We start from the raw sequence: 12,791 nt of genomic DNA, 5'->3' as shown, positions 1-12,791 counted from the left end.
GACAAATCGTTATGGAAAGAAAAATTAATAGCATGGCGGCACGGGCCCTTTTGTTGGTCTTGGTCGTTTTAATGATCAGCCGGTGTACGCCGATTGATTATCATTACCGCGATTATCTGGAAAATGCGGAAAAAGTATATCCCGGCAGGGTTGATTCCCTTTTGTTCCTGCCCGGCAATAAGCGGGCGGCCGTCCGGGCGCTCATGAGTACCGATGCTCGGGTCGGGAAGATGAGCATATCGTGGGGGATCGACGGGTATTATGAGACAGAGGTTACCGATGAGGATATCGCCACATACAAGCAGGTGGTCATCCCAGAAATTGAGGAGGGTATCTACACGTTTGACATTCGTACCTATGACGGCGAAGGCAATAGCTCGATGCGTGCTGAAATATTCGGTCGCGTGTACGGGGAAAGTTATGTCGAAAACCTTAACCACCGGATTATTGACAATGTCCGGCAAACCGAGGGAGGGTTGCTTATTAACTGGTTTCCCGAATCTGCAGACTCCACCTTGCTTGGCACGTTGGTAAGGTATATGACCAACAAGGGCGACTCGGCCCATGTCACTACAGGGGCGGTCTCCAATCAGACGATGCTTCCCGACTACCGACCGGAGACGGAGTTTGCCTTTACCACACGATATAAGCCTACGGCTTTGGCCATTGATACGTTTTATGCTGCGTTTCAAACGGTCGATCCGGCGGAATTTATCGTCACCGAGCGGACCCTTTACCCTAAAGAAACGTGGTCGATCGCCGGATTTAGTTCGGAGAATACTGCTGACAGGCATGCTGTCGCAAACTTGATTGATGGCACATCCGAAACCTTTTGGATAGCACGTTTTGCGTCGCCTGCGACTAACTACCCAGATCATTGGGTTACGGTGGACATGGGTGAAGTGCTAAACGTTGATGGTTTTTACTTTGCTCAGAAAAATGGGGATCGTAAAATTCGGGAAATGGAAATATTGGTGGGTGACGACAATGAAACATGGGAAAGTTTGGGTTTAGTTGGGTTAAGGAATATTGACCGTGAGTACCAATACATCGATTTGGAGGCGCAAAAATCGTTTCGCTACTTCAAGCTGATACCGGTATCGGGTCATGATTCGCAGCGGCAGCCTGGTCTGGCAGAAGCGGGCACTTTTTTTTATTGACCGTTAACGTAAAATTAATCCGTCTATTATGGTTGGTTTGTTCCACATTTTCATGGGGAGCAGATCAACTTTTTAGTGCCTTAAAATTTGAGTAGGTGATTACGCCATCTGCTATCGCTTCGCCGGGGATTAAATTTGTTATCATATACTTAAAGTATTTGGATTCAGGCTGCGATTTGCCTTACCTTTGAAAGGTACATCTACTTTCCTACATGACGAAGAATCGGTGCTTTCGACTTTGTAGTCTCATTTGGCTGTTGTGCGCCAAACTGACCATCTATGGACAGGAGTACACGATCGCAAGGCTCCGACTTTTTCCCAGTCAGGATGAGGTGCTCATCAAGGATGTAACGACAGACAGCCTCGGCTTTATCTGGTACCTCACCAACGGCGAAATCTACCGTTATGACGGATACCGTTCGCTGGATATCTTGAATACTATTTCGGCTCAGCGACTCACCGACGATATGCCCCAGCGCATTCTAATCGATTATCGGAATCGGTTGTGGATGGCGGGCAACGCCAACCTGAGTTACCTTGACCTCAAGACCTGGAAAGTACATGCTGTAGATTCGGCTCTTCTGCCACCAATCCAAGACCGCACCGTACATTCAATTGCACAATTGGCAGACTCCACGGTCATCATCGCTTATGAAAACGGCCACCTGCTGCTGTTGAAAGGCAACCAGTTTACCCGGATTGACGAATTGAATGAACGCGGCAAACTTGCGAGCAACAAGGTGTCGCCACGGAGCATGACCATCTGGAAAGGAAAGATATGGGTGGGTACAACGGGAGGTGGCCTGCTCTCAATCAACACCGACCGCCATGGACAAACGCAGTACCGTCAACTCCCAGGCCTCCAATCGTTGATCAAAAACCTGGTTGCACATCAAGATACGTTATTCTTGGATGTTCCTGAACAATTCAGTTACTCGCTTGATGAGGGTATTGCGACAACAATAAGACCCCGGAATTTTGTGTTGTCTGAAGATAAATACTATGTGTTGAAAGAAGGCAATGGTCTGCATGCTTACGCCGATGACGAAGCGGTATACCTGCTGGATTCTACCCTCCGCCTTCGGCAACGGGTGGGCATCCCTTCCAGACACCGGTTCAGAACAACATCGGTCCATATTGCCGGCGGTGAAGTGTTGCTGGGAACGGAGGAAGGGATTTTTGTGGTGTACCCCAAAACCAAAGGAATTTCACAACTTATCCCGGCCAATCCGGGCCCGAACAAAAGTACGCGGGGCATTTATGTTTACCCCGATGGCGCACAGTTTTATGCGACATACAACGGAGCAGGTTACATCGAGCCCGACGGTACGGTGTTTACCTTTCAGGAGCTCCGGCATGCATATGTGATGCTCCCGATGAACAACAACAAGTTGCTTGTGGGTACAGAAGGGGGCTTTCTGAAAGTTTTTAACCGGCGCCAACGCCGGGTTGCGGATTTGCGCTACACACTATCCCAGAATGCCAGCGAAAAGTACGCCGCCCACTTGCCGATATTCGTAATGTGCCTCGCTGAGACCGCAACGGACTACCTCATTGGCGGCATGAACGGGCTTTGGATGCTCGATAAAAAAAGTCTTCGTTTGGATCGATACGAATTGACGACCGGCGAGCCGCATGCGCTGGATGTTCAGATTCGCCACATGCAACACCACGAAGGGCAAGGCTTGTTTTTAAGTACGAATGTTGGCCTCTTTTTGCTCGATAACGGGGTGTTAACAAAGAAATACCCAAAATCCGGTAACATTGGCGTATTTAAGTCCATAATCATAAATGATACCACGTGGGTGGCGACACAGGGGGATGGACTAGTAGCGATTGATCCAGACGGGGAGGTGTTGCAGCGTTTAACGACGGCCAATGGGATGAGCAATAACTTGATTTATAGTCTTGAAGTGTCGAACGGCGTAAAAGTAGCTGGCACGGCAAATGGACTGAACCTGATCGATGGGCAACAGCGTGTGAGACGCATCGGAACGGCCGAAGGGCTGAGTCAGTCGGAGTTCAATTCCGGCGCATCGTTTCCGGATACCGTCCGCAATCGGGTGTTTATCGGCGGGCTGATGGGCTATACCGTCCTGGATATGGCGCATGACTGGTTTAATGAAGGCAATCAGCTGGAAAGTTATGTGACCGAAATACACACGTCAAAAGGTAATGCAGGTGAGAAAATGTCCGATTACTCGTGGCCTTACCGCGCGGATCGAACATTGACGTTGAAGCCCGGCCAAAGCCTTACGGGACTGTACGTGGGAACACCGAAGAACTACCGAGCGGATTGTGAGGTGACTTATTCGATAAACTCGGGCGATTCGGACATGCTGAAGTTTGGCCAATTCATCTCGCTTATCGATCCCTCGCCTGGCCACTATCAAATACGATTGAAAACCAGGAGTACAGGAACCACCAGCAGGCTTAGGGAGATTACGGTAGTCAAACAACCCCATTATTATCAAACCTGGTGGTTCGGCGGGCTGCTGGTCGCACTGGCCATATCCCTAACGGTGCTTTGGTATCGAAGCCGGATACAGAAAATCCGCCGCGAACAGACTATCCGCAACCGCATTGCGGCTGACCTCCACGATGAGGTAGGCAGTTCGCTGACCCGGATTTTTTTCCAGGCCAATACGTTGTCTGCGAACCAGATGCCGGAAGAAAATCAGGCGAAGCAGCTGGAGCTGATTGCCGACACCAGCAAGCAAGCGCTGCTGACGATGAGCGATATGGTTTGGTCGATCGATTCGCGGTTCGACACGATGAAGGACCTGGTCATCCGCATGAAAGACTATGTATACCGCCTCCGGGAGGAGCTGGATTTTAGCTACCGGTTTGATGAGGAGGGCGACGTGGACTCCGCCAAAGTTTCACAGGCTTTCAGGCAAAACCTGTTCCTGATTTTCAAGGAGGCACTGACCAACGCCATCAAGTACAGCAATGGCTCGGAAATCGTTATTAACTTGTTGGTAAATAAGAACGTGCGGCTTGTCATCATTAACCGGTATTCGGCAAAAAGCAATGGTGTAGGGCGCCGCCAGGGCGGACGGGGGATGGTGAATATGGAACATCGGGCTGCGAAAATCGGTGGGACGCTTTCCGTGACCGATCAGCATGGTTTGTTTCAGCTTTCCTTGGACTTGCCACCAAAAAAGGGAGGGTAAACATGCCGCTGTATCATCGGCTAGCGCTACGTCAGTGTTTTGCATCCCTGTTGTTGTCTTGCTCTTCCTTTCCTTCCTGAATCAATTCATTCACCTCCTGCATTTCGTCGGGTTCAAGGTGTTTCAGTTCTTCCCCTTGCTTGGACGAAAGGGCGCCCACGTGGAAAGTGCATCCTACAGGAAAATGATCCGAACCGATATCCGGATAGGTAAAGAGGGAATCGATAAAAATCGTTGGGCTATGAAACAGCAAGTCCAGCGGCACCCTGAAAAACCAGTACTTCGCATGAAAGGTTGCCAATATGCCCCGGCCAATCCGGGCATCAATGAGCCGGCTTGTTTTCTTAAATAGCATCGAAGATCTGGCCCATGCCACATTGTTGAAGTCGCCGGCAACGACAACAGGGAGTTGATAATCCCTTACTTTCTTAGCCACGCAGAGCAGGTCTCCGTCACGTTCCTTAGAGGTATCTTCTTCCGTAGGGCTCGGCGGCGGGGGGTGCACGCCAAAGAATACAAAGCGATGTCCGCCATTCGTTTCCAGCTCTGCTTCTATGCTCGGCAGATCATCGGCGACAAAAAAATGCACATGCATCTGGTTGACTTTCAGTTTCGTATAAAGGTGCATGCCATAGGTGTTTTCCAGGGTAACTTTTTCCCGGTTCGGGTAGTCTTTTTCCAGCGGGCGCATGGCCCGCTCCCAAGTGCTGTTGCTTTCCATGGTTAGGAGAACATCGGGCTGCTCCTTGCGGATCAAGTCGATAAAGCGACTGGGATCCGGGTTGAACTGATAAACGTTGCATGCGATTAGTTTAATCGGATCGGAAGCATTACCCGTCTTTTCCGTTTTAGGTTTTCTCCAGAATTTGGTATAACGCATCAGGATGTAAACGTGGTAACCGATCAACACGGCCTGTGCGGCCTGGAAATACCACAGCGCAGGGCTGTCTTCGACATAAAAGAAAGCGATAACGAATACGATGACCTGTAGCAAAAGCAGCTGGAGCTTCATGAATTCAGCTACCCGGAATACCCAATGCTGATTTTGTATAAAGGGCAGTGCACTGAGTAAAATCAGCACTGCCGAAACAACCATAATCGTCAATACCATAAGGCAATATAAATCTTTTAACGCAAAGGCGCAAATGCTTTCGATTCGAAACCTCTTCTTTGTCGTTTCAGCTTTCGTTCAACGTACTACCCAAAAGGGGGATATATCCATTCGCAGTTAAACCGTACTTTTACCCCATGATTCGTTTGGGCATTATTGAAGACGATGAGCAGATCAGAAACATGCTGACCCAATTTTTCGACAGTCAGCCTGGCGTTTCCTGTATACTGGCAGCACATTCCGTCGAGGCTTTTTTTGAGCAATGGAAGGACGATGTTTTCCTCGATATTGTGCTGTCCGATATCGGTCTGCCAGGAGAGTCAGGCATCAAAGGTATCACGCGTATCAAAAGGCAAGCGCCTACGTGCCACGTGATCATGCTTACCGTCTACGATGATACCACTCGGGTGTTCCAGGCTTTGTGCAACGGCGCATCGGGATACCTCCTTAAACAGACTCCGTTGCAAAAGATTAAAGAAGCGGTGATTTCGCTGCACGAAGGTGGTGCCCCCATGTCCCCCGGCATCGCCCGTAAGGTCGTGGAATATTTCAATCCCAAAAATACCGGGGACTTAGCGGAAAAGCTGACGCCAAGGGAAGCGCAGATCGTTACCGCCATTGAGGAGGGGCTCACCAACAAGGAAGTGGCCATCCGTCTGGATATCTCGCTTGAAACGGTAAAATATCACATCAAGAACATTTACGAAAAGCTACAAGTCAATAGCCGGCATGCGTTGATTAGCCGGAAGTACAAGTAAAAAGTAACGCGTCCCTAAGTTAATAGCCCTGCCTTCACCTATGCCTCATTCATGCTTGCTTTATGCTTCCTCTATGCTTCATCCCTGTGATATCCCTATGTGAGCCTATACAATGCCGTGAAAAAGGCCAAAGCACGGCATTTTACCGGGAACCTATAGCGAAGTGCTCGGGGAAAAGGCTGTTTCGGGTGGGATATCGTACCCCCCAAAAGAGGGATACCATTTCAATAGGAATTGTGGTCTATTTGTGCCACTATGGAAAGACATCTACCCGTTCTACCTGCGGTGGTCCCCTGGGCGGTCTTACGCTCCCATTTTTTAGTAACAACGCTATTGATGAAAAAAAAGCTGCTTCTCGTTTCGTTTTTGATCGGGCTCTTGGTTTCCTTTATTCCCCAGGAATCCCGTTGCCAATCCAATGTAGACCCCACGGTCACGGGGCTGCCATCATTCATCGCCGTACAGGAAGATGCCATTACAGATGAATTCAATATTTCTGCTGCTACGATAAGCGATGTGGATGCGGGGTCGGGAGCGCTTACGTTAACATTGATTGCAACCGGCGGCATCTTTGATATCGCTGCTGGAACGGGCATTATCCTTTCCGGCCACCTAACTGACCGTTTGACGCTTTCGGGCAATTTAACCGACCTGAACAATTATATCGCCATTCCCAGTAACATCTACTTTCGGCCAACGCCCAACCTCAGTGGAGTGGGTGCAGCAGAAGTGAAAGTATTCATTAATGACAACGGCCATACAGGCACCGGGGGTGGAAACGATATCAGCCTTGGAATCATTCAGATCAACATCACCCCGGTCAATGATGCACCCACCGACATCACCCTGAGCAATAGCTCTGTTAATCAGAGCGCGGGTGTCAATGCGGAGGTGGGCTTGCTTAGCACGGCTGACCCCGACGTGGGGGATACGCATGCTTACTCGCTGGTTGCGGGTGCAGGTAGTACCCACAATGCCAGCTTCAACATCAGCGGAAATACGCTGCGGGCCAACGATGCTTCTGCACTAGCTGCAGGAACGTACAATTTACGAATCCGGACGGTTGATGGCCATGGCGAAACGTTTGAGAAGGCCCTTACAATTACGGTAGTGGGCGATACAAACGTAATCACCCCAGGCGATCCCGGAAATTTCATCACCATGTGGAAGACTGATAACCCGGGCGAAACCGGTGATACCCAAATCCGGATTCCCACAATTGGAGGCGGATACGATTATACGATCTATTGGGCGGATGTCAACGATGCCGCGGTCCACGGCGTCGAGACGGGTATTACGGGTACGCACACCCTTACATTCCCGACTGCCGGTACCTATCGGGTAGAGATTACCGGCGACTTTCCCCGCATTAGTTTCGGAACCGTAGCGGTAGGTGGCGATATGGAAAAGATCCTATCCATTGAGCAATGGGGCGACATCCAGTGGACGTCGATGAACAGGGCCTTTTCTCGCGCGGCCAATCTGCAAAGCAACGCCACCGATGCCCCCGATCTAAGCAGTGTTACGGATTTGGAATACATGTTCGTGGGAGCGCTCGCATTCAATGGGGATATAAGCGGTTGGGACGTTTCAAACATCACAAACATGACGGGTATGTTTTCTAGCGCAATTGCTTTCAATAGCGATATAAGCGGTTGGGATGTATCCAGCGTGACGGATATGTTCTCGATGTTCAACAATGCAACTGCATTCAATGGGGATATAGCTGGCTGGGACGTATCCAACGTAACGGACATGAGCGCGATGTTCCTCGGGGCTACGGCATTCGATCAAAGCTTAGCAGGGTGGGACATTTCCAGCGTCACCAATATGTCGAATATGCTCAGCGGCTCCGGCCTCTCGCTTGAAAACTACGACGCCCTGCTTATCGGTTGGGCAGCGCTCTCCGGTTTGCAAAACAACGTACAGTTAGGGGCGTTTGGACTGGAATACTGTGCCGGTGCCGAAGCACGGCAGTCGTTGATGGATGACCATGGCTGGACGATTACTGGTGATGCCGGCTGCGATACCCAACGGCCATTCGTCACTAGCTGGCAAACCACTACCGCCAATGAAAGCATCACCATACCGGTGAATCCCAACGTAAGCGGGTACAATTATTCGGTAGACTGGGGGGACGGTACGACCTCCACCGGCCAAACCGGCAATGCCGTGCACAGCTACGCGGAAGCAGGGACGTATACGGTGTCTATCAGCGGAGACTTCCCGGCCATCCAGCTTGGAAGTGTTGCCAGCGACAACACGAATGACCAGAAGCTACGTAGCATTGAGCAATGGGGCGATATCGCGTGGACAACCATGGAAGGCGCGTTTGCAAATGCCAGCAACCTGAGGTCAACCGCGGTCGACGTTCCGGATTTAAGCGGGGTATCGTCATTGGCATGGATGTTTGCTGGTGCCAGATCCTTCAATGCTGACCTCAGTGGTTGGGATGTCTCAAGTGTGACCAATATGGATGCAATGTTCGAGGAAGCTTCCGCTTTTAACGGCAATATCAGTGGCTGGAATGTCTCCAATGTAACCAATATGCGGCGGTTGTTTTTCCATGCTTCCGTTTTTAATCAGAATATCGGCAGTTGGGATGTTTCGAAGGTCACCAACATGCAGGCGCTGTTCGAGGGGGCCGCCGCATTTAATCAGGATATCGGCGACTGGGATGTTTCGCGCGTTACGGCGATGAATTGGATGTTTCAGGACGCGTTCGCATTCAATCAGGATATCGGCGACTGGGACGTTTCCAGTGTTACGAATATGTCTGCTATGTTTGCAAGGACAGCGTCGTTTGACAACGATATCAGTGGATGGGATGTCTCCAATGTGCGGGATATGTCGTGGATGTTCGCCGAATCAAAGGCGTTTAATCAAGCGCTCGGCAACTGGGACGTTTCAAACGTGACCAATATGATCGGGATGTTTAATGACACACAGGCCTTTAACGGCGATATAGCAGGTTGGGCCTTTCCAAATGCGTCCAGTTTGCGATGGGTGTTCCGGAATGCGGTAGCGTTCAATAGGGATCTCAGTAGTTGGGATGTTTCCCATGTGACGAATATGGAATCGACGTTCAGTGGCGCCACATCTTTCAACCGCGATCTGGGGAACTGGGCTATTTCCCAGGTGACCAATATGCACAACATGCTGGCCAATTCCGGTCTCTCGCTTGAAAACTACGACGCTACGTTGATCGGTTGGGCCGCGCTGCCCGGTTTGCAAAATAGCATCCGGTTAGGGGCGATGGGACTGGAATACTGTGCCGGTGCCGAAGCGCGGCAGTCGTTGATTGATGACCATAGCTGGACGGTTGAAGGGGACACCCCCGCCTGCGCGTCGATGGTGATCTTCGTGAGAACCGAATCGGGTCGTACGTTGATCATTCATGCGGAAGGAAGCGATGCGATCCAGCAGGTGAAACAGCGGATTCAAGACCAGATTGGTGTTCCGCCGCATCTACAACGGCTGCTCTTTGACGGCGCCGCGTTAGAAGACGGTCGGACACTGGCTGAATATAACATACAAAATGGCAGCATGCTCGATCTGAGGGTTAATATAGCGCCAACCGTAACGCACCCCATTCCCGATCAGGAAACGATCCAGAATACGCCATTCAGCTTTCAGTTTCCGGAAGATACGTTTGAAGACACTGACCAGGACGATGTGCTCACCTACACGGCTGAATTGAGTAATGGAGAATCCCTGCCGGATTGGCTCGATTTTGATGAAGATACCAGAACCTTCAGCGGCACACCGGGGAATACGGATGTCGGTACTATTGAGATAGCGGTGACGGCCGATGATGGTAACGGTGGAACGGTGGCTGATATATTTACGCTCACGGTGACTCCACGCCCAAGCGTGACGGTCGGTACGACGGTTTCTTCGCCAGTGAATGCACCGTTTATGGTATCCGTGGTATTCAGCGAGGCCGTCACCGGATTCACAACGGGGAATATCACCGCAACCAATGCAACGTTGAGCAACCTGATGACTTCGGATGATGTCAGCTATACGGTGCTGGTAAGCCCTGCAGTGGGGGGCACCGTACAGGTGTCAGTTCCGGCCGATGCGGTCACCAATACTTCCGGCAATGGTAACACCGCATCTAATGTGCTGGAAGTGCAGTATAATATGCCGGTAGCGGGTGTTTCAATAGAAGATAAGAGCGTGGTGTATGATGGTACGATCAAGTCGTTGGCTATCACGGGCGACCTGCCCGAGGGCGCGTCGGTGAGCTACACCATCGACGGTGAACCGGGCAATGGGGCTACCGATGCGGGCGAATATGAAGTGACAGCCACGGTCAGCGGCGATAACTACGAGACCCTGGAGCTGACGGCCGCGCTGACGATCACGCCGCTGGCCATCACGGTGGCGGCAGACGATCAGACGAAGATCTTCGGTTCGGACGATCCGGAGCTGACGTACGGGGTTGATCCAGCGCTGGTGGCGGGGGATGCCTTTGCGGGCAGTCTGGCGCGGACAGCGGGTGAGGATGTGGGTAGCTATGCGATCACACAGGGCAACCTCTCGCTAAGTGATAACTACGCAATTACCTTCACTGGTGCGGAGCTTACAATCGCTCCGGCTACCATCACGGGCATTGCGATTGCAGACGCCATCTTCACGTACAGTGGCACGGACCATACGCTGGCCATTACGGGTGATCTACCGGAAGGTGCGTCGGTGAGCTACACCATCGAAGGCGAACCGGGTAATGGGGCTACCGATGCGGGCATATATGAAGTGACGGCTACGGTCAGCGGCGATAACTACGAGACGCTGGAGCTGACAGCCACGCTGACGATCACGCCGCTGGTCATCACGGTGGCGGCAGACGATCAGACGAAGATCTTCGGTTCGGCCGATCCGGAGCTGACATACCGGGTTGATCCGGCGCTGGTGGCGGGGGATGCCTTTACGGGCAGTCTGGCGCGGACAGCGGGTGAGGATGTGGGTAGCTATGCGATCACACAGGGCAACCTCTCGCTAAGTGATAACTACGCAATTACCTTCACTGGTGCGGAGTTTTCAATCGCTCCGGCCACCATCACGGGCATTACGTTTGAAGACGCCAGCTTCACGTACAGCGGCACGGACCATACGCTGGCCATCACGGGCGACCTGCCCGAGGGCGCGTCGGTGAGCTACACCATCGACGGCGAGCCGGGCAATGGGGCTACCGATGCGGGCGAATATGAAGTGACAGCCACGGTCAGCGGCGATAACTACGAGACCCTGGAGCTGACGGCCACGCTGACGATCACGCCGCTGGCCATCACGGTGGCGGCAGACGATCAGACGAAGATCTTTGGTTCGGACGATCCGGAGCTGACATACCGGGTTGATCCGGCGCTGGTGGCGGGGAATGCCTTTACGGGCAGTCTGGCGCGGACAGCGGGTGAGGATGCAGGTTCCTATGCAATTACGCAGGGCGACCTATCAGCCGGCGGTAACTACGTTATTACGTTCATCGGGGCCGACTTTATCATTGCACCACCGGAATTGCCAGCGGATATTACGGGTATCAGCCTCAACAACGGTACCTTCCTTTATAACGGCGCGGTACACCGATTAGTGATAACCGGTGAGCTGCCAGCAGGCGTATCGGTGTCCTATATCAACAACGGCCGCACGGATGTAGGCAGCCAGACGGTGACGGCGACGATGGCCGGGGCGGGGTACCAAACATTGGTATTAACGGCGATATTAGAGGTTACTCCGGCCCCGCGCACAATCACTTTTGCGCCCTTGGCGGAGAAGACCTACGGGGATGCGGACTTCGCCGCGGGGGCAACAGCCAGCAGCGGTGAGGACATACTGTACACGAGCAGCAACCCGTTGGTGGCGGAAGTTACGGCGGACGGCCGTATCGCGGTCCATGGCGCGGGGACAACGACGATCACGGCGACGGTGCCGGAGAACGGCAACTACAGCAACCGGCCGGAGGTGAGCCGGGTGCTCACCGTGCATAAAGCACCGCAGTCGATCACGTTCAATGCACCCACTACGGTAAACCGCGATGCGGGCAGCACCCAGCTGGATGTTTCGGCCGGCAGCAGGTTGCCGGTGAGCCTGGTCATCGACGATGAACAGGTGGCAACGGTGGAAGGCACGGTCTTGCACATCCACCGCCTGGGCACGGTACGGATCACGGCCACGCAGGCGGGCGACGGTAACCACGAGCCGGCAGCACCGGTCACGGTGACGGTACGCGTAGTAGATCCATCATCTGACCTGCCGGTACTTGTTCATCCGGTGATATCGCCCAATGGTGATGGCATCAACGAATTCCTGATGATCGAAGCGATACAGGACTATCCGGAAAACCGGGTGACGATCTTCAACCGCAATGGCACCCTGCTATGGGAGGCTAACGGCTACGACAACAACCGGGTGGCTTTCCGTGGCATTGGCACGGGGCAGCTGCCGCTGCCCGCCGGCACCTACTTTTATATCGTGGAAGTGAAGGAGAACGGTATGTGGAAATATAAGAAAGGGTATTTCGTGCTGAGGTATTAACATTGAAGTAGGGATGACACGGATTTGGCGGATAAAAATGTGAAAGGGA

The 12,791-nt window shown here is 52.3% G+C and carries 5 protein-coding genes; 4 read left to right on the top strand and 1 reads right to left on the bottom strand.

What is annotated here, in order from left to right; translation table 11 throughout:
* The first annotated feature begins 11 nt into the window (after window positions 1-11).
* Window positions 12-1,160, top strand: a complete 1,149-nt coding sequence (locus ACFOET_RS05965) for a DUF4998 domain-containing protein (protein ID WP_379020573.1) — start codon at window positions 12-14, stop codon at window positions 1,158-1,160.
* Between the two features lie 212 nt (window positions 1,161-1,372).
* Window positions 1,373-4,336, top strand: a complete 2,964-nt coding sequence (locus tag ACFOET_RS05960; protein ID WP_379020571.1) for a sensor histidine kinase — start codon at window positions 1,373-1,375, stop codon at window positions 4,334-4,336.
* A 31-nt stretch (window positions 4,337-4,367) separates the two neighbouring features.
* On the opposite strand, the gene ACFOET_RS05955 is transcribed toward ACFOET_RS05960, so the two are convergent.
* Window positions 4,368-5,447: an endonuclease/exonuclease/phosphatase family protein gene (locus ACFOET_RS05955; RefSeq protein WP_379020569.1), complete on the bottom strand. Its 1,080-nt coding sequence runs from the start codon at window positions 5,445-5,447 to the stop codon at window positions 4,368-4,370.
* 137 nt (window positions 5,448-5,584) lie between these two features.
* Here ACFOET_RS05955 and ACFOET_RS05950 point away from each other — a divergent pair, with 137 nt between their 5' ends.
* Window positions 5,585-6,205 carry a response regulator gene (locus tag ACFOET_RS05950; protein WP_379020567.1) on the top strand — a complete coding sequence of 207 codons (621 nt, stop codon included), beginning with the start codon at window positions 5,585-5,587 and terminating at the stop codon, window positions 6,203-6,205.
* Between the two features lie 336 nt (window positions 6,206-6,541).
* The gene (locus ACFOET_RS05945) at window positions 6,542-12,742 is read left to right on the top strand and encodes a BspA family leucine-rich repeat surface protein (protein ID WP_379020565.1); all 6,201 of its coding nucleotides are present in this window, start codon (window positions 6,542-6,544) and stop codon (window positions 12,740-12,742) included.
* Window positions 12,743-12,791 lie beyond the last annotated feature (49 nt).

Origin of the sequence: Parapedobacter deserti (assembly GCF_042646065.1) — a bacterium.
Classification (GTDB): domain Bacteria; phylum Bacteroidota; class Bacteroidia; order Sphingobacteriales; family Sphingobacteriaceae; genus Parapedobacter; species Parapedobacter deserti.
This window is presented reverse-complemented; position numbering and strand designations above follow the sequence as displayed.